Genomic DNA, 18,400 nt, shown 5'->3' with positions numbered 1-18,400 from the left:
GCCTGCCGTGGTGGGGGTGTCGGGAATCCGGGGCGGGGGTCCGGTTCGCCGGTGCGGAGTTCCCCATTCGTGATCTCGCCCGCCTTGGTTCGGGCGTTCTCCGTGGGTCGCTCGGTGGGCTCGCCGGTCGGAGGAGGAATGTTCCTCGTGGTGCGTTCGGCCAATGGCGAGCGCACCTACTCGCAGGGTTCCCCACTCGCGGGGCAGGCGGGTTGGGGACGACGTGCGCTGGTCAACCCTCCGGCGGATCCTTCATTGACAGTCACCGCGAGATCACTTAGGGTCGCCGGTCGACTCATCGCGAGCGTTCCCCACCATCCCGCTACCGGTCCTGAGGCGGATGTGCCGCGAATTCCGTTCAGGCGTCCGAGGAGATGACGACGATGGCGCGTGCCCCGTGGTTTCCCACGCTGGACCTGGGTCCGGAATGGGCGTTGCTGGAACTCCTGTGCCCCGGCCCCTTGGAGGGGCATCGGCGCGCGATGTTCCTCCGCCTGCTGCGCGGGGGTGTCCACGGGGGCGAGCTCGTGGAGCAGGCGATGCGCCACCGCCTGTTGCCGGTCCTCGCGGACTCGTTGCGGGATGAGGAGGTCGCGGACCTCGTCCACCCCTCGCTGCGGTCCGAACTCGTGGGCGCGCTGATGGCGAGCCGGCGCCGGAACGCGACCCTGGCACGGGTGGCCGGGTCGGTGTGCCGTTTGCTCGGGGAGGCGGGCGTTCCGGTGGCGGTGACCAAGGGCGCGGCTCTCGAACCGACCGTGTACGGCGGTCGCGGGTGCCGGCGGATGTCGGATGTCGACCTCATGATCCACCCCAGGCACCGGGAGGTGGTGTCGCGGATCATGACCGAGGCCGGCTACGTGAACGGTCTCTACGACTGGCGGGAACACCGGATCGCGCCGCTGCCCAGGGACATCCAGCTGACCTACCGGTTGAGCCCCGACCACCTGCCGCACTACCTCAGGGTGGACGAGGACGGCGGCGTCATCGCCGTGGACTTCGCGAACTCCCTGACGTGGGCCGCCAGCGACCACCAGGTGGACATGGACGATGTCCTGGGCGTCCTGGTGCCGGTCCGCGCCCTCGCGGGTGAGGTGGAACTGCCCACGCTGGCGCCCCGGTTCCAGTTCCTGTTCACCGCGCTGCACCTGTTCCGCGAGTCCTGGTTCGAGGCGAGTGTCGAGCGGGGGAACGACCGGCTCCTGAAGTTCGCGGACCTGCTGCGGCTGTGGCGCGCCGACCACGCCGACATCCTGGCGGGGCTTCCGGAGGTGGTGGTCCGCTACGACCTGGGGGCCCTGCTGGGCTGGGTCCTGGTGCACACCGACCGCACCTTCGGCACGTCGATGGCCGAGGAACTCGGGGTGGCCGGTGCCGTCTCGGAGGGCTGGTTGGCGAGCGCGCGGGCCAAGGGTGGGCGCGGCCTGGTCTGGACGGGGACGATGCGGGAACGCCTCCACGCCCGGGACCGTCAGGGGCTGTTCGCCCCGGCTCCCGCCGCCCCGGTGTCCTCGGCGCCCTGATCGGGAGGGCCGGTTCCCGCTCCGGCGTGGTCCCGCCGGGGAGGGAGGTGGTCCGCCTCGTTCACCGTGCGGACGACGGGTGTTCCGAGCCGGGGTACGAGCACGCGGCTGACCGAGGTGTGCCCCAGCCGGTGGACGAAGGTGTCCTCGGTGCCCCGGACGGCGGCGACGTAGGCGTTGATCACGCCGGTGTGGCAGACGACGGCGACGGAGGCCGAGGGGTGTTCCCTGGCGATCGCCGTCATGGCCGCCGCCACGCGGAGCCGGAAGGCGGCGAGGTCCGGGTCGTCTCGTTGGGTGGCGAGGCGACGAGCCCACGCCCGCCACCGGGGTTCGACGGCGCCGGCGGCGGTCGGGGCACCGTCAAGTCCGAAGTCGAATTCGGCGAGGTCGTCCCTGGTGGTGATGGGCAGTCGGAGCCGGTCGGCCAGCGGCCGGGCGGTGTCGACGGCGCGCCGCAGCGGGCTGGAGTAGATCACCGAGATCGGGTGTTCCGCGAGCGCCTCGGCCATCAGCTCCGCCTGGCGGGTCCCGAGTTCGGTGAGGGCGGGGTCGGTCACGCCCTGGTCGGCCGCCGCGCGCTGGGGGCGGGCGTGGCGAATCAACAACAGTTCCGTGGGAGCGTCGTCGTCCACGACCGCGACGGTAGCACCGGCGCCGTCCGGCACCGGGTTGTCAACCAGTGCCCGGTTGGCGAGGGCCGTGCCCGACGGTCCTTCGGCGATATGGCGCGATCGCCCCCTCGGCTGGTGCCCGGTCGGCCGAGTGCCCGGTCGGGACAAGCGCGGCCCGCCGGGCCGGCGGGGCCGGGAGGGGCGGCGTGGCCTGGTCCGGAGGGAGCAGGGGACGGGCGGCCCTCCCCTCGCGGATCTCGCCCGCGTCTTGACGGGGAGCGTGGCCTTCGACGAACGTAGCCTGTGGTCGCCTGACCACCCAGCGCGACCGCGCGCTTCCGGCGGCCCGGTTCGGGCGGGTGGACGAGGCAACGGACGGAGGACGGATGACCTCTGGTGGGAAGCTCGACGCCGGTCCGGTCGTGGCCCCCTCCCAGCACGGCGGGGAGCCGGCCGCCGACCAGGTCGCCGTCCGGACCGTCACGACGCCCGTCGCGGAGTACGAGATCACCCTCGGTGGGACGCTCGACGGTTTCAACTCCGCCGCCTACGTCACGACGAACAACGAGAAAACCATGATGGAGGCGCCGAGGTTCCAGCCCGACCGGTTCCTGCGGCTGGAGAACATCGGGGGCACCGACGTCGTCAACCCCCGCGTGGTCATCAACGGCAGACGTCAGTGGCACACCGCCGAGGACCTCCTCGACTCGATCCTGCGGCCCGGCATGAGTGATCGCGAGAAGGCGTTCGCGCTGTTCCGGTTCTTCAGCCGGATCGACGTGCAGGCCCACAACAACGACCTGCGGGTGGACGAGGTCGTTCCCGACCCCGACGCGGCACCGGGTTCCAACACGTTCCGGGAACGCGCCGATCCGATCAAGGCCGTGAACTGCTACTACCCGAGCGGGTGCATCCTCTCCGCGGCCAACCTGGTCATCATGGCCCGCCGGGCCGGGCTGCCAGCCCGGCTGCTCGCCGCGGCTCCCCTGGAGGGCCCCTACGACCAGCACGGGGGCGCGGAGATCGAGTACGACGGCTCCTACCACTACTTCGATCCCGAGGCGCGTACCTTCTTCCTCCGCCGGGACAACGAGACCGTGGCCTCCTACGAGGACATCCACCGGGATCCGGCGCTGGTCCTGCGCACCCACGCCCACGGTTTCGCGGCGCGGGACTGCAAGGGCGCGTTCATCCTGCTCTACCGGGAGCACTTCCCCCCGTACCAGGTCCCGGTGGAGCAGTGGACGCACCGGATGGACCTGCGCCTGCGGCCGGGTGAGGAACTGGTCTACCGCTGGCGGCACGAGGGCAGGTACCGGTACGGCAGGAACCCGCGTCGGGCCCCGGGGGTGCCCTACCGGTTGGCCAACGGCCTGTTGCGGTACTCGCCCCCGTTGCGCGACCGGGTGTACCGGGACGGCATCGTGCAGGAGGTCAACACCGCGATGTCGTCCCCGGGCGCGCGGTTCCAGGGGCTGTGCGCCGTCCTGGCCGGTCAACCCGCGTCGGTGACGTGGAAGGTGGAGAGCCCCTACCCGATCGTCGGTGGCAGGGTGCTGGGCCGGTTCGTCCTGGGCACCGAGGGGTACTGCGAGGTGGCCGTCTGCGTCGGCGCCTCCTGGGAACGTGTCTGGGTGGGCGAGGGGCCAGGTGTCCTCGACGTCGCGGCGGACGTCAGCCCGGTGTTGGATCCGCTGACCTCGCCGGCGATCTACTCCTACTACGTGCGTTTCACCTTCGGAACGTTGGAACGGCCGGACGCCGTCGGTCTCCAGTCGGTGCGGCTCGAGTCGGATCTCCAGATGAGCCAGACGGCGCTGCCGGCGTTGTCGGTCGGCCGCAACGAGGTCGCGGTCCGGACGGACGGGGTGGGCGGGCAGCGCGGGGGGATGCGGTTGCGCGTCTCGCACGGGTGGAACGAGAGCACGGAGTCGGCGCCGCCGGCCGCGCCGGTCGAGGCGAGCTGGCCGCCGGACGGTGCCGTCGTGGCACTGCCGGAGTTGACCGAGCTCACCTGGGTGAACGCGGTGCCGGACGAGGTCGCCGACCACCACGTCGTGGTCAGCACTCGGCCGGACTTCCTCCTGCCGGTCTCGCCGAACTTCGACCGCCTGGTCTTCGCGGCGGAATCCCGGTGGAAGGTGGCCCGCAGCTTCCTGCGCCGCGGCGTCACCTACTACTGGCGGGTCCGGTCGCGCAACCACTGGGGTTGTTGGAGCGACTGGGGCCCCACCTGGCGGTTCACGGTGGCCGCGTCGGGAAGGCCCGGCGATGGCTGAACCGGTGCCCGGTGGTGGCGCGGCCGGGGACGACGCGCTGCGGATGCTGGTGGTCTCGTCGTTCACGGCCACCCCGGTGCGCACGGCGCTGGAGTTCTGGGGCCGGCGGCTCGGGGTCGATGTCGAGCTGGCGTGGGGTGCCTACGGCCAGGTGTTCCAGGAACTCCAGCTGGTGCGCTCCGGGAGGTGCCCGGAGGTGGTGGCGGTCCTGGTCCGGTGGGAGGACTTCCTCCCCGCCGGCGACGACGAGGCGGCCGGGGTTGTCGCCGAGGAGTTGGGCGCGGCGGTCGACGCGGCCGCCCGCCACGCGCCGGACAGCGCGTTCCTCGTCGTCAGCTGCCCACCGTCGCCCCCGGCCCTGGCCGATCCGGCGCGGGCGCGGTCGTTGACCGTGGCCGAGGAGGTGCTGTTCCGACGCTGTCCTCGAGCGGAGAACGTCACCCACGTCGGGCGGGACGAGGTCCTCGACCGGTACCGGGTGTCCCGGGTGGACGACGGTCTCACCGACGAGTTGGGGCACATCCCCTACACGCCGGAGTTCTTCGCCGCCCTGGGGACGACGCTGGTGCGGCGGTGGTACCTCGGCCGCGTGGTGGAGCCGAAGGTGCTGGTCGTGGATGGCGACGGCACGCTGTGGGACGGCGTCCTGGGCGAGGACGGCGTGTCCGGTGTGGAGGTCGGACCCGCTCGGCGGGAAGTGCACCGGTTCCTGGTCGAGCAACGGCGGGCCGGCCGCTTGCTGTGCCTGTGCAGCAAGAACGACCGGCGCGACGTCGAACGCGCGTTCACCACCGTCCCGGGGATGGTGCTCCGGCGGGACGACTTCGTGCGCGTCCGAGCCGACTGGTCACCGAAGTCGGTGACGGTCGCCGAGCTGGCGGCGGACCTCGGTCTGGGGCTGGACACGGTCGTGTTCGTCGACGACAGCCGGGTGGAGTGCGCCGAGGTCCGCGCGCGCCACCCGGAGGTCCGCACCGTCGGCCTCCCACCGGAGGCCGAGGGGGCGCTGCGGACGCTGCGGCACTGCTGGCCGTTGGACATCGGTCGGCCCACGGCCGAGGGGAGCCGCCGGACCGAGTGGTACCGGCAGGACGACCGGCGCCGGGAGCTGCGGGACCGCTCGGCCACGTCCCTGGCCGACTTCCTCGACCGCCTGGGCCTCGAGGTGACGATCCGACCGCCAGGGCCGGCTGACCTCCCCCGCATACTCGAGTTGACCCGCCGCACCACCCAGTTCACCCTCAGCGGGCGGCGGTGGGGCGCGGCCGAGCTGACCGCGTGCCCGACCGGCGGTCGGGTCGTCGACGTCCGTGACCGGTTCGGCGGCTACGGCACGGTGGGTCTGATGCTGTTCTCGACCGAGGGCACGGTCCTTTCGGTCACCGGTTTCCTGCTCAGCTGCCGGGCGCTGGGGCGCGGGGTCGAACACCGCATGCTCGCGCACCTCGGTGAGGTGGCGCTCGCCCGTGGCCTCGACGAGGTGCGTCTCAGCTTCGCGGACACCCCCCGGAACCTGCCGGCGCGGCGGTTCCTGTCCGAGGTCGCCGTTCCGCACCCGGACACCGGTTGCTCCGGCTACGTCCTCGGGGCGTCGGCCGCCGCCCACGTCCGGTTCGACCCGGACGGTGCGCCGCCGACCGGAGCCCCGCTCGCCCCGCCCGGACCGAAGCCCGCACCGGAGGCCAGACCACCGGTGGGCCTCCCGTGGTTCTGGGACGACCCCGGGGACATGCCACCAGGGTTGACGACGGCCGACGGGATCCGCGAGGCCCTCGGTGCCGAGCTGTGGGCCGACACCGTTCCCGCCGACACCGTGCCGGACGACGAGCGCGCCGTGGTCCGGATCTGGACGGAGATCCTCCAGTTGCCACCGGACGGGATCGACGGGAACTTCCGCGCGCTGGGTGGGGGGTCGCTGGAGTTCGTGCAACTCGTGGCGCGGGTCTACGACGAGTTCGGCGTCGAGCTCCCCGTCGACCCGCTGCTCGACGATCCTCCGACCGTCGCCGACCTGCTCTCGATGATCCGGCGACCGGACACCGCCGGTGCGGTGCTCTCCGACGAGGAAGGCGTTCCATGGATCGAGTGACGCCGTGCCCGGCGGGGGCGGTGTCGCCCCGATGACGCCGGGTGGGCCGCTGCTGGGGCACCCGAGCCGCGTCGAGGCTTCCGCCGAGTGCGGCGCGTGGACGGTCGACCTCTCCGCCGACGCGTTCCCGTTCCTCGCCGACCACCGGGTGGGCGGGGCGGTGGTCCTGCCTGGCGCGGCCGTCGTCGAGATGGCCTCGGCCGCCGTGGCCGCCGCGACGGGTGATCGGCCGTCGGCGCTGGTCGACGTCCGCTTCGAGCGGGTGTGCCCCCTCCCCCGGGTCGGTGCCCGGCGCCTCCGGACCGCGCTGACGTCCGACCAGGACGGCGGTCACACCGCGTCGGTGACGAGTGGGAGCGGGAGGCGTTGGACCCACGCCACTGTCCGGTGCGCGGCACGAGGCGGGACAACGCGTCCGCTCGACGTCGCCGGCCGTCCGAGCTGCCTGCGGGGCATGGGGGGTGGCACGGCCGGCGACGGGTTCTACTCGGGCCTCCGCGCGGCCGGCAACGACTACGGGCCGGCCTTCCAGCTGGTCAGGCACCTGTGGCGGCGGGGCGGCGAGGCGGTCGCGGCGGTCGGTGCTTGCCACGGCGCCGCCGAGGTGCCTTCCTGGTGGGCCGGTCCGATGTTCCTCGACGCCGCGATCCAGGTCGTGGCGTCGGCTGGCCTGGACGGCGGGGCCTTCGTGTGGGTCGGCTGTGATCGGGTGTCGTTCCACGGTGCGCCGGCGGACGGCGACCAGGTGTACGCGCGGGTGCGGGGCGGCGGTGACGGCGGTGACGTGGTCGTCGGCGACGCCGTCCTGCTGGGCCCCGACGGGCGGCGGGTCATCGAGGTCACCGGTGCCCGGCTGCGCCCGCTCCGCTCCGGACTCGCCACCCGGCGCGGCACCACCGTGGACCCCGACCGGGCGCGGGTGCCGACGCTTGCCGTGGCGTCCACGTTCCCCGCCGCTCCGCTCGCCGCGCGACTCGAAGCGGAGCTGGCGGCGGCCGGCGTCGCGGTGCGGGTCGTGGTCCACCCCGAGCCCGGGACGGTGTCCGAGCTGACCGCCCCCGGCGGTCCCCTCGACTCCCGTCGCGGTGACAGCGGTGTCCTGCTCGTCGGCCCGGGCGGTGAGGAGGACGGGAGGGCCGGTGAGGAGGAGGCGCCCGGGAGGCGGTTCTCCCTGCCCGGGGTCGGCGAGATCCTGCACCTGCACGACTACGAGACCGAGTACCTCTACGACGAGATCTTCGTCCGCAACGCCTACCTCCGGCACGGCGTCACCCTGCGCCCGGGCGACACCGTCTTCGACGTCGGCGCCAACATCGGCATGTTCACCCTGTTCGCGCACCAGTGCTGTCCCGACGTCCGGGTGTACGCGTTCGAGCCCGCCGCGCCGGCCTTCGCCGCGTTGCGGGAGAACTGCGCGCGGCACTGCCCCGGCAGCCAGGTCTTCAACCATGGGATCTCCGACAGGGACCAGGTCCTGCCCTTCACCTTCTACCGCAACTCGACGGTCTTCTCCGGCTTCGACGCGGACGCGCGGCGCGACGCGCGGACCATCCGCACGGTCGTCGAGAACGCCGTCCGCGCGCGGGTGGGGTCCAGCTCGGTCGACATCGGTCCGATCGTCGACCGGCTGTCGCGGGACCGCTTGGTGTCCAGCGTCCACGACGTCCCCACCACGTCCCTGTCCGCCGTGCTCGACGAGACGGGTGTCGATCGGGTCGATCTGCTGAAGGTCGACACGGAGGGTTCCGAGGTCCCGGTCCTCGGCGGGATCGAGGACCGGCACTGGGGCCGCATCCGGCAGGTGGTCATGGAGGTTCACGACGGGGACGCCTCCGTCGTCGCCGCGTCGTTGCGGAGTCGTGGATTCGACGTCCTCGTCGATCCGCAGGAGGACCCGCTGCGTGGCACGCCGCTGCTCACCGTCTTCGCGCGCCGGCCGGACCGCCGGGTCGACGGCCCCCCACCGCGTCTGGCGGCGCCCGACGGGATCGGTCCGTCCCGTCGACGCGTGTCCGGGCTGGCGCGGGCCGTGGCGGCGCTGCGGTCCCGCACCGGTTCGCCCTGCGTGGTCGCGCTGTGCCCGTCGCCGACCGCGACGGGCTGGGACGGCGAGCGGGAGGGGGCCCGGCGGTCCCGCTCGGGGCTGGCGGCCGAGGTGGCCGCCGTCCCGGGGACGCGGGTGATCGGCCCCGGCGAGGTCGTCGAGGAGCGGCGGGACTCCGACGGCGGGGACGACGACGTCTTCTTCGCGGCGCTCGCGAGGGTGGTCGCGCGGGCGTACCTCGGCGTGCGCGGGCCGGGTCGCTGATCGTCAGACCGGGCCGTCCAGGCCGGTGGTGTCGAAACGTCCCTGGTCGAGGAAGAGCCGCAGGGACGCTTCCGCCTGCGGCATCAGCGGCTGCGGGGGGTCGGCGCGGGGAACCCACCGCACGAGGGCGGCCCTGTCCGGTTCGGCCGCGTACGCCTGCCCGTCGAACCGCCGGGTGAGGAAGGTGAAGGTCACCTTCTCCGACCGGGTCGGTGGCCGGTGGTGGGTGACGCTGCTGAAGACGAGGTCGGTCGGACTGGTCCGCAGCCCCACCTCCTCCCGCAGCTCCCGGACGGCCGCGCTGACCACGTTCTCGCCCGGCAGCACGTGTCCGCCGGGCAGGTTCCAGTGCCCGGTGAAGCTGCCGCCGGTGAGTTGGATCAGCAGCACGTCCTCGTCCCGGAGGGCGAGGACGCGCACGTCCACGAGGGCGCGTTGTCGTTCCGAGCTCATGTTCCTCCACCTTCCAGTGCACGGGTGACCCACGTCCTGACCTCGTCGGGGACCAGGGCGGCGGCCACGGCGCCGGGTTCGGCCGCCAACACCTCCCACGCCCGCTGGTGGTCGGCGCCCGCCGTGGGACGCAGCCACACCAGGAGGACCCGCCGGGCGAGCAACCGGGGGATGACGGACTCCCGGGCCGTGGTCGTGGTGAGCTGCTCTCGGAGCAGGATCTCGATGGCCACCCGGTTCAGTCGGACCGCGACCGCGTCGACCTCCCGCAGCCCGACCTCCCGGGCTCGGGCGTTGAGGCGCTCCCGCGTCCCGTCGCTCGTGGAGAGCGGGACGATGACCGCCACCACCGCCGTCGCGCGGTCACCGCGCACCGGGGTCGTTCCTCGTCACCAGCCAGGAGCCCATGACCAGGGCGTCGAGGCCCAGCCGGACGAAGCTGCGGATGGCGTCGCCGGGGGTCCGGACGATGGGTTCGTCCGGGCCGTTGAACGAGGTGTTGATGAGCACGGGGGTGCCGGTCAGGTCGTGGAACTCGGTGAGCAGCTGGTGGAAGTGCGGGTAGTCCCGGGCGTCGGCGATCTGCAGCCGGGCCGTCCCGTCCACGTGCACGGCCGAGGGGATGCGGTTCGCCAGGCCGGGGCGTACTCGGGCGGTGGCGAGCATGTAGGGGTACACGCGGGTCCCCGCGGGGTGCAGTTCGAAGTAGTCGGCGGCGTCCTCGGCGCGTACCACGGGCGCGAGGGGGCGGAACTCCTCCCGCTGCTTGATGAGCGCGTTGATCCGCGCGGTCATGCCGGCCTCGGCGGGGGAGGCGATGATCGATCGGGAGCCCAGTGCCCGGGGACCGAACTCCATCCTGTCCTGGAACCAGCCGAGGACGTGGTCGTCGCGCAGCAGCTCCGCGGCGGCGCGGTACCTGTCGGGGACGGCGGCGACCGCGAAGCGCGTCTCGGGCAGCTCGCCGGCCGCCCGGGCGCGCGCCAGGGCCTGGCCGATGTCGTCGTCGGAGAACCGGGGGCCGAGCAGCGTGCTGTGGTTTCCCCCGGTCGGCCGAACCCGGTCGGACAGGTGGAGCGCGCCACCGAGGCTGGTGCCGGCGTCGTTGGCGGCGGGTTGGATGAACACCTCGTCGAACAGGTCCGACTCGATGATCCGCTGGTTCGCCAGCGCGTTGAGCGCCACGCCGCCGGCCAGGCAGAGCTTCCGGCTCCGGGTGATCCGCCGGGCGTGGGTGGCGTAGCCGAGCACGACCTCCTCGAGCACCCGCTGGGTGGCGTGGGCGATGGCGCGGTGACGGTCGGTCAGGGCCTGGTCAGCCGTTCGCGGGGGCCCGAACGCGTCGACCATCCGACTGCCGAACAGTCCCCGGCGGTGGCTGGGACGGCGGTGGTGGTCGAAGTAGTCCAGGTCGAGCCGCAGACGTCCCGTGGCGGTGTCCATGCTGACGAGCCGGCGCATCGCCGGCACCAGGTCGGGGCCGCCGTGCGCCGCCAGCCCCATCACCTTGTACTCGTCCCGTTGCGGCCGGAACCCGAGGAAACGGGTCAGCATGCTGTAGAAGTAGCCGATCGAATGGGGGTAGGTCACGGCGTGCCTGCGGTCGAGACGGCGGCCGGCCGCGTAGACGCAGGCGGTCTCGTACTCCCCTCGACCGTCCAGGGTGATGACCGTGGCCTCCTCGAACGAGGACACCAGGAAGGCGCTCGCGGCGTGGGCGACGTGGTGGCGCACCGGCGTCACCGGCACCGGGCGCACCCGGCGCCGCGCCTGGCGGAGGGTGGTGCGCCGCTTGTCGAACTTGGCCAGGTCCGACCGCAGGCTGCCCAGCGAGAGCGGGAACGTGTGCCGCGCGTTCGTCACGGGCAGCAGGAGTTGGAGCCGGGGGTCGACGAAGTAGGCGACCCGGGTGAGGTCCGCCAGGCGCAGCCCCGCGGCTTCCAGGCAGAACTCCACCGCGCGTTCGGGGAAGACCTTGGTCTGCTTGACCCTGGTGAACCGCTCCTCCTCGGCCGCGGCGAGCACCCGCCCGTCGACGACGAGACTGGCCGCCGAGTCGTGGGTGCCGAAGTTCAGGCCCAGGACCGCGGTCACCGCCGCGCCCCTCCCTCTACCGGGGCGTCCGCCGCGGCGGCACCGCCGGTGAGGGGATCGGGTGGCCAGTCCAGCCCCCAGGCCTCGAAGTGGCCCCGTTCCCGGGCTGGGTCATAGCGTTCCCGGGTCGCCGCGAGCACCCCTTCCCAGTGGTCGACGGACGACACGGTGACCACGGCCCTGCTGACGTCGGTGTGGTTGAGCACCCAGGCCAGTGGAGTCGTCGCGGGTGGACCGCCTGGGCCGGCGCGCGCGGTCAGTCGCCCGCGCCACAGCGGTGCCATGCCCAGGAACGGCAGGCGGCGGCTCCTGAGTTCGGGGAAGAACCGCCGTGGCCAGGTTTCGGCCGGCGAGAACTGCGCGGCCACTCCCGTCACGGACTCGACCGCCAACGCGGCCGCCAGGTGCTGGGGCGAGTGGCAGTAGGCGAAGGCCTCCGCCACGTCGCCCGTCGCCAGCACCTCCTCCGACGCCTGGGCGTAGAACGCGCGCACCCGCGCCGGGTCGGACAGCGCCCCCAGGTCCTCGGTGCCCTTGAGGTCGATCTCGAGGACGGCGGCGTGGACCCGCGACACCTCCAGGGCGTGGAGCGATCGCTCGACGCTCCGGCGCGCGGCTGATCGCGGCGCCGGCCCCGGGGCGATCGGGCTCTCGACCTTGACCGCGTGCCTCAGTGGTGGGCGGTCCGCGCGTTCCCACGCGGTGCGGACCGCCCACTGGGTGCCCAGCGCGGGATTGGTGTGCACCCAGTCCAGACCGTCGGAGAGGGCCCGGACGAGAGCCGTCACCCCAGGCTCAGAGTCCTTCCCGGGCGACAGCCGCCCTGCCACGAAGGTGCTCGTGCCAAAGCAGACGCGGTCCATCAATCGCCTGCCTCGGCCTCACTCGCCCGTTGGGCTTCGAGCTGGTCCCTGGTGAGGATCTCGCGGAAGTGGACGATCTGTTTCTGGGGGCCCACGACCTTGTCGAACCGCAGTTCACCGAGCTGGGGTCGGTAGTGCCGGCGGTCGGGGAAGTCCACGTCGAACCGCGGACCGTCCCGGTAGTCGGTGAGCTGGCGGATCGTCGCCAGCTTCTCCTCGTAGCTCATGCCCCAGAGCACCGGGGGGTTCTTCTGGCTGATGCAGATCGTGGCGAGCCCCTGGGGACTGATGCGCAGTTTCTTGCAGCCGCCGCACGGGTAGTCCCAGGTGAACATCGCCAGCACCGCGACGCGAACACCGGAGTCGCCGATCTCGTAGTAGTTGTAGCTGGGGTTGTCACCCTCGATGGATGATCTGGGGATCGGCTTCAGTTCACCGATGTCCCTGAGCGTCGCGAGGATCTGCTCCTCGTCGACGAACTCGTTCCGCCAGAAGTCCTCACCCTCGTCGGACAGCTGCGCCGGGTTGCTGGGGAAGAACTGGTTCAGCTTGATGGCCAGCTTTCCCTCGTGACCCTGATTGTTCAGGTCGTGCGCGAAATCGACGAACTTCGGCAGTTCCTTGAGGGTGGAGCGCATCGTGACACAACTGATCTTGGTGAGGGTGGGCAACTTCCGGACGGACTCCTCGATGCTCTTGACCGTGTCGTTGAAGAACTGCGCCCGGGTGAGGAACGCGTTCTGCTGTTCCTCCAGCGTGTCGAGGCTGACGATCACCCGGGTGAGCCCCGCGTCGACGGCCTCGTCGATGAACCGGTGCAGCCGGTAGCCGTTGGTCGTCACGATCTGCTGGGTGAACCCGATCTCCTTGGCGGAGCGGAGGATATCGACGAAGTCACGCCGGACGGTGGGCTCACCGCCCGTGTAATGCACCCGCCGGATTCCGACCTCGTGGGCGGCCCGCTGCACTTCGATGAGCTCCTGCAGATTCGCCTGGGTGATGACTCCCTGCGGCCCAGCGGGGAGGCAGTACTTGCAGCGAATATTGCACCGAGACGTCAAGCCGATTCTCAGGTTCCAGCTCCGCCGTCCCGGCGCTGAACGCCCATCCATCACCTTCATGCGGAATCCCCTAGAGTGTGGGTGTTGGGTCCAGTGCCGCGGAACGATCAAGCACGTGCGATCAACGCTAACACCGAGTAGCTACCCGAACAACCCATGTCAGTGGTTTTACCTATTCGACTTCCACCAATGGGCGCACTTCGGGTGGACAGGCACCGGGACCAGTACGTTTCGCCTTGTGGAACGGTGGCGCGTGCTTACCGGCGCCACCTGGCGCAACCCACTCCGGAAACTCCTACCAAAACCCTGATTTCGGGCGATATCGAACCGCGTTCCGTTCCGCGAAGCGGGGGAATTCACTCTGGTCGTAATGGCGGAACGGGCGCGCGGCCACCACCACGACGGCGGGCCCGGGCGGGCCGCCGTGCCACCAGGTCAGGAGGGAACGGCCGGGGGTCGGCGGTCGGTCGCGATCCGATGCCGCGACCGACCTGGCACCGTCGCCGTTGGTCCGTCCTCAGGTGTCACCGCCTGACCCATTCGGAGGACCCGTCGGAAGGGATGTGGGGAGCGACGCCGGGGAGGTTCATCCGCAACACCATCGAGGCCACCATGATCAGATCCCACCTCGGGACCGGGACCGGGAGATCGTTCAGGGCACCCACCAGCTCGGGCCAGGTCAGGTCCGGGTCGGCGCCGGTCTCCAGGGCCTTGACGAGTTGGGCCGACCGCGTCAGGTCGTCCTCCGCGCTGTCCCGCAGCGCACCGAGCACGGCCTCCCTGGCCGCGTCCGGATCGAGGGTGACGGCGGGGTGGGCGGCGTGGAGCCCGTCGGCCAGGGCCCGCACCACCTCCGTGGCATCGCCGTCCCAGGTCGCGGCGACGCTGGTGAGGAGCTCCCGTCGGGCGTCCACGTCGAGGACGATCCCGAGCTCGCGGATCATGTCGATCGGCTCGTCGGGCGAGTGGATCAGGCTCAACATCGGGAGCGGGCTGGACGCGACGCGGCGCAGACCGTTGGGCTGCTTCTTGCCCCGGTAGCCGTTGCCCTTCAGGTTGCGCAGCCGCACGGTCGCCGGGGGGTTCGAGGAGGAACCGCCGTTGCGGAACACGACGAGCAGGCAGGGGGTGGCGCTCATCAACGCGTCGATCACCCGGAACCTGTCCAGGGTGGCCGCGTTGCCCTGGAAACGCCAGATCTCCCGGGTCATGTGCCTGGTGAAGTCGAGGGTTCTCGCCGCGACCGGGCGGAACCCGTGTTCGGCGAGGAAGTCGAGGCACGTCGCGATCCGGCGGCCGACCACCGCATCTGGCTTGAAGAGCACGGTCACGGCGCCGTTGAGGAGGTCCGGAACCCGGTCGACGAGCTCGGACAACTCGTCCCAGGTCTCACGGAAGTAGATCTCGTCCGCATAGGCCGCCACCTTCGCGGGCAGTGTGGTCAGTGCCGACCAATCCGTGGGTGACGACATCGGATTCCGCGTCCCTTCCCGCCCCGGGGCTCCCGGAAGCGAGTCTCGACATGATCACGCATTCTGCCATGCTGGGACCCGCCAACGGCCTCGTCGGCGGGGCCTCCGCCCGCCGGTTCCCGGCAGGAGGGCTCGGATCCATGCGCGCACGTTCCGCCGCACCTGACCAGGCCGGCCCGGCCGAACTCGACTCCCTCGTCCGGAGGTACGGCAGTCCGCTCTACGTGTACCGCCTCGACTCCGTCCGCCGCGCCCACGCTGATCTGCGGTCGGTGCTCCCGGAGCCCTCCGTCCTCTACTACTCGTTGAAAGCGAATCCGCATCCCGCCCTGGCCGCCGCCCTGGCCGCCGCCGGCTGCCGCGCCGAGACCAGTTCCCGTGGCGAGCTGGACACCGCCTTGGACCGCGGGTTCTCCCCTGCCGACTGCCTGTACACCGGCCCGGGCAAGACCGACGACGAGATCCACCACGCGCTGTCGGCCGGGGTACGTCGCTTCTCCGCGGAGTCGGCCGCCGAGCTGCACCGCCTCGGAAGCGCCGCGCGGGCCCTCGGCACCGAGGCGTTCGTCCTGTTGCGCGTCAACGGAACCGCCGCCGGTACGACGGGCCTGCGGATGACGGGAGCGGCATCGCAGTTCGGCGTGGACGAGGCGCGGGTCCGGGCCGCCCCCGGGGAGTTCCTCGCCGTGCCGGGTGCCCGCCTCGTCGGGGTCCACCTCTACCCCCTGAGCAACGCCAGGGACGAGGCCAGCCTGATCGCGGCGTTCCGGTCCAGCATCGCCCTCGCCGCGCGGCTGCGCGATGACCTCGGGTTCCCGATGGGAGTGGTGGATCTCGGTGGCGGGTTCGCCGCGCCGTACGGCGGGCCGGGCGCGCGTCCGACCTACCCGGCCCTCCGCCAGGCGCTGGAGGAGGACCTCGACGCACGGTTCCCGGGGTGGCGCGCCGGCCGGGTCGAGGTCGCCTTCGAGTCGGGCCGTTACCTGGTCGGTGACAGCGGTCTGCTGGCCGTCACGGTGCGGGACGTCAAGACCAGCAGGGGCCAGGTGTTCGTGGTGGTGGACGCTGGGATCAACCACCTCGGGGGCATGTCGGGGCTCGGTCGGTTGGCCCGGGCGGGCATCACCCCCGAACCCGCCGGCGCGCCCACCACCACCGCCTCGCTGGTCGGGCCGTTGTGCACCCCGGCCGACGTCCTCGGGCGCGGAGTGGCCGTTCCCGAGGTGGGCGTGGGTGGCCTGCTGTCCATCCCCAACGTCGGGGCCTACGGGCTCTCGGCGAGCCTCCTGGCGTTCCTCAGCCGGCCGGTTCCCGCCGAGGTCGTCGTCGACGGGGGCGCGGTGGTCGCCGCGACCCGGGCGAGGCTGATCCACGAGTCGCTGCCCGTCGCGGACGGGGAGGCGGGGGAGGCGTGACCTCCGCCGCGGTGCCGCTCGGCGGGCTACCGCGGCCGATCCGACGGTGCGGTACCTCGCCGGTGGCGGCACGGCGCGCGGCGGGCAGGGGATGGTGCCCCAGCGTCCGCCGGGACTCATTTCCGCCGCAAGGCGATGGCGAGGGACTCCAACGACCGGTGCGAGCAGAGGTCCTGCCAGGACAAGCCGTCCCAACCTCGTGCTCCGAGCCCGCGCAGGATCGACGGGAGGTGGCGGGCAGCGCCGCCCGCCGCCAGGTAGCTCAGGCGCGGATCGACCGCCGGCAGTCCGCACAGACGACCGACGATCTCGACCAGGTCACGCAGGGCGGGTGCCCTCTCCGGGCCGTCCTCCCTCGGCGCCGCTCGGCCCCGGCTGAGGGTGATCTCGTCGGGCACGGCGAACCCGGGCACGTCCAGCATGCCCAGGGCGGCCGTGCGCACCGCGTCGACGGAGTGGGCGGTGGACGTCGTGAGGTGGGCGTGGAGGCGCGTACCTCGGTCCCCCGCCACGAGGCGGACGTCCACGGACTCGACTCCCACCAGCGAGGCCAGCACGGCACGCACCACGTCCGGGGCGGTCCAGCGACCACCGTCCAGCCGGGTCCAGCGGGGCGAGGCGGTCCGCCGCCGGTCCGGTCCGCCGCTCGCCGCCGTCGCGGACGGGACGGCGGCGCGGTGCAGGAGCGCGGCGCAGCGGGCGAGCACGGCGCGGAGGGCGGCGACGTCGGCGTACCGTTCGTGGGCGTAGACGCCGATGCGCAGCTGCCCGGGCTCGCGCCACACGTAGAGCAGGAAGTCGTCTCCCGGGGTGCGGTCCCCCTCGTACTCGTCGAACCCGGTGCCGCGTCGGAGCTCGTCGGCGGGATCGGTGAGGTCCTGGGGTGCGACGGCCCGGCGACCACGGCTGTCCACGAAGTTGAACCAGAACGGTGTCTCCACCCGGACACCCCGGGTCCGCGAGACGTGGTGGGCCTCCTCGTCGATCATGCGGTCGCCGAACGCCCGCGCGCGCAGGGACACGAGGAGCCTCCGGTACAGCTCCGAGGACGCCGCGAGCAGGTCACCGTCCGGTGCGAGCCCGGAGGCGGGCAGCAGCGTCGTCACGGGTTCGTAGCAGACGGAGGATGACCCGGTGAGCGGTCCCGCGCGGTCACCGAACACCTGCCAGGCGAGCGCCGACTCGTCGACCAGGTCGTGGGCGAGGGCGCGGGAGACGGCCGCCAGGAGGACGGCGGAGTGGGGGACGCCCCACTCCTGGGACAGCCAGGAGAGGCAGCCGTCGACGGCGGGCGAGGTCAGGGTGACGCCGACGCGGCGGGCCGCTCGCGGGTCGCTGGCGCCTCGGAGGTTGGCGGCCACGGGGAAGGGCGTGCTGGGCAGGTCGCGCAGTACCCGCCGCACGTGTTCGCGTGCCCTGGCGTCGAGCCGCCGACCCCGGGGGCTGTCCTCCTCCGCCCACCACTGACGTGGCCCCCTCGCCTCGGGTAGCCCCGCCGAGGGCGCCCGCCCGCTGGCCAGGTTGTCGAGGACGACGGGGATCTCGTGGTCGAGGACGGCGCACCCCTGGAACCCGGCCACGAAATGGTGCACCACGGCGACGAGCACGTGGTCGCCGGAGGACCGGCGGCCGAGGAACCACCGGACCGGCCACTCCTCGTGGAGGTCGAAGGGCTGGTGGGCCAGCTGGTCGAGTCCGGACTGGAAGCCCTGGGGGGCGCTCTCGTCGAGCACGAGGTCGGGCCGTGCGCGCACGACGTCCTCGTCCACCGGGTCGACCACCTGCCGCACCCCCCGCTCGGTGTCGCCGACGAGGCGCGTTCGCAGTGCCTCGTGCCGGGACAGGACGAACCGGACGGTCGTCTCGACGAGCTCGTCGGTCAGCGCGGTCGGGACGGCCCACCACCGGGACCGGGCGAGGTGGACGGGTTCCAGGCCTTCCATGTTCGTCCACGCCGAGGCCTGGCCGGACGTGAGGGGGAACGCGTCGCGCGGGTCGGCCCTTCGTGGACCCGTCGCTGGCACGGGCTGACCGGGAACGGGTGTCGCACTCTCCACGGATGCCCCCGTGCTGTCCGTCGTGTCGGTCACCGCGACCCGAGCCCATTGGTAGCGGCGCCCGTCCCGGCGTGTCAAGCGGTACGGCGGCGGGTCGCCCTCCATCGCGGGCGCACCGCGGCCGGCGCCCCCGGCGCCCCCGAAGCGGCTGTCCGATCCGCCGCCCGGGTGC

The 18,400-nt window shown here is 72.4% G+C and carries 13 protein-coding genes; 5 read left to right on the top strand and 8 right to left on the bottom strand.

The window, feature by feature from the left end; genetic code table 11:
- The first annotated feature begins 374 nt into the window (after positions 1 to 374).
- Positions 375 to 1,523, top strand: coding sequence for a nucleotidyltransferase family protein (locus C1701_RS23990; RefSeq protein WP_103056675.1), 1,149 nt, complete (start codon positions 375 to 377; stop codon positions 1,521 to 1,523).
- On the opposite strand, the gene C1701_RS23985 is transcribed toward C1701_RS23990, so the two are convergent.
- Positions 1,472 to 2,158 (bottom strand): histidine phosphatase family protein, encoded by a 687-nt coding sequence (locus C1701_RS23985; protein WP_337661921.1) that lies wholly within the window; start codon positions 2,156 to 2,158, stop codon positions 1,472 to 1,474. The genes C1701_RS23990 and C1701_RS23985 overlap by 52 nt on opposite strands.
- Positions 2,159 to 2,523: 365 nt before the next feature.
- On the opposite strand from C1701_RS23985, the gene C1701_RS23980 reads away from it, so the two are divergent.
- The 3 genes from C1701_RS23980 to C1701_RS23970 are packed head-to-tail and all read left to right on the top strand — an operon-like array spanning position 2,524 to position 8,813.
- Complete coding sequence (locus C1701_RS23980) at positions 2,524 to 4,416, top strand: hypothetical protein (protein ID WP_103056673.1); 1,893 nt, start codon at positions 2,524 to 2,526, stop codon at positions 4,414 to 4,416.
- Positions 4,409 to 6,505, top strand: coding sequence for an HAD-IIIC family phosphatase (locus C1701_RS23975; protein ID WP_103056672.1), 2,097 nt, complete (start codon positions 4,409 to 4,411; stop codon positions 6,503 to 6,505). Before C1701_RS23980 ends, C1701_RS23975 begins: the two co-directional genes overlap by 8 nt.
- A 31-nt stretch (positions 6,506 to 6,536) precedes the next feature.
- Positions 6,537 to 8,813, top strand: coding sequence for an FkbM family methyltransferase (locus tag C1701_RS23970; RefSeq protein ID WP_337661920.1), 2,277 nt, complete (start codon positions 6,537 to 6,539; stop codon positions 8,811 to 8,813).
- A gap of 3 nt (positions 8,814 to 8,816) precedes the next feature.
- Here the strand turns inward: C1701_RS23970 and C1701_RS23965 are convergent, their stop codons facing one another.
- From C1701_RS23965 to C1701_RS23940, 6 genes are all read right to left on the bottom strand, one after another.
- Positions 8,817 to 9,266: an NUDIX domain-containing protein gene (locus C1701_RS23965; RefSeq protein WP_051713400.1), complete on the bottom strand. Its 450-nt coding sequence runs from the start codon at positions 9,264 to 9,266 to the stop codon at positions 8,817 to 8,819.
- On the bottom strand, positions 9,263 to 9,640 hold the full coding sequence (locus C1701_RS23960; RefSeq protein ID WP_103056670.1) for a hypothetical protein: 378 nt from the start codon (positions 9,638 to 9,640) through the stop codon (positions 9,263 to 9,265). The genes C1701_RS23965 and C1701_RS23960 overlap by 4 nt, the downstream gene beginning before the upstream one ends.
- Complete coding sequence (locus C1701_RS23955) at positions 9,630 to 11,360, bottom strand: carbamoyltransferase family protein (protein WP_103056669.1); 1,731 nt, start codon at positions 11,358 to 11,360, stop codon at positions 9,630 to 9,632. The genes C1701_RS23960 and C1701_RS23955 overlap by 11 nt, the downstream gene beginning before the upstream one ends.
- Positions 11,357 to 12,148, bottom strand: coding sequence for a hypothetical protein (locus C1701_RS23950; RefSeq protein WP_103056668.1), 792 nt, complete (start codon positions 12,146 to 12,148; stop codon positions 11,357 to 11,359). Before C1701_RS23950 ends, C1701_RS23955 begins: the two co-directional genes overlap by 4 nt.
- Positions 12,149 to 12,222: 74 nt before the next feature.
- The gene (locus C1701_RS23945; RefSeq protein ID WP_162147288.1) at positions 12,223 to 13,284 is read right to left on the bottom strand and encodes a radical SAM protein; all 1,062 of its coding nucleotides are present in this window, start codon (positions 13,282 to 13,284) and stop codon (positions 12,223 to 12,225) included.
- Between the two features lie 524 nt (positions 13,285 to 13,808).
- Entirely contained in the window at positions 13,809 to 14,756 is a 948-nt protein-coding gene (locus C1701_RS23940; protein ID WP_030106277.1) for a nucleoside-diphosphate kinase, read from the bottom strand.
- Between the two features lie 140 nt (positions 14,757 to 14,896).
- On the opposite strand from C1701_RS23940, the gene C1701_RS23935 reads away from it, so the two are divergent.
- The gene (locus C1701_RS23935; protein ID WP_103057168.1) at positions 14,897 to 16,171 is read left to right on the top strand and encodes a decarboxylase; all 1,275 of its coding nucleotides are present in this window, start codon (positions 14,897 to 14,899) and stop codon (positions 16,169 to 16,171) included.
- A 116-nt stretch (positions 16,172 to 16,287) separates the two neighbouring features.
- Here C1701_RS23935 and C1701_RS23930 read toward each other — a convergent pair whose 3' ends face one another.
- Positions 16,288 to 18,114 carry a condensation domain-containing protein gene (locus C1701_RS23930; protein WP_103056667.1) on the bottom strand — a complete coding sequence of 609 codons (1,827 nt, stop codon included), beginning with the start codon at positions 18,112 to 18,114 and terminating at the stop codon, positions 16,288 to 16,290.
- Positions 18,115 to 18,400: the final 286 nt, after the last annotated feature.

Source organism: Actinoalloteichus sp. AHMU CJ021 (assembly GCF_002895405.1).
Classification (GTDB): Bacteria; Actinomycetota; Actinomycetes; order Mycobacteriales; family Pseudonocardiaceae; genus Actinoalloteichus_B; species Actinoalloteichus_B caeruleus.
Note: the sequence above shows the minus strand (reverse complement) of the source record. Positions and strands in the feature narration are given on the sequence as shown.

Bases quoted from the DNA above. Each gene is read 5' to 3' on its own strand.
- C1701_RS23990 (WP_103056675.1), top strand. From the start codon at position 375: ATGACGACGATGGCGCGTGCCCCGTGGTTTCCCACGCTGGACCTGGGT.
- C1701_RS23980 (WP_103056673.1), top strand. From the start codon at position 2,524: ATGACCTCTGGTGGGAAGCTCGACGCCGGTCCGGTCGTGGCCCCCTCC.
- C1701_RS23975 (WP_103056672.1), top strand. From the start codon at position 4,409: ATGGCTGAACCGGTGCCCGGTGGTGGCGCGGCCGGGGACGACGCGCTG.
- C1701_RS23970 (WP_337661920.1), top strand. From the start codon at position 6,537: ATGACGCCGGGTGGGCCGCTGCTGGGGCACCCGAGCCGCGTCGAGGCT.
- C1701_RS23965 (WP_051713400.1), bottom strand. From the start codon at position 9,266: ATGAGCTCGGAACGACAACGCGCCCTCGTGGACGTGCGCGTCCTCGCC.
- C1701_RS23940 (WP_030106277.1), bottom strand. From the start codon at position 14,756: ATGTCGTCACCCACGGATTGGTCGGCACTGACCACACTGCCCGCGAAG.
- C1701_RS23935 (WP_103057168.1), top strand. From the start codon at position 14,897: ATGCGCGCACGTTCCGCCGCACCTGACCAGGCCGGCCCGGCCGAACTC.
- C1701_RS23930 (WP_103056667.1), bottom strand. From the start codon at position 18,114: ATGGAAGGCCTGGAACCCGTCCACCTCGCCCGGTCCCGGTGGTGGGCC.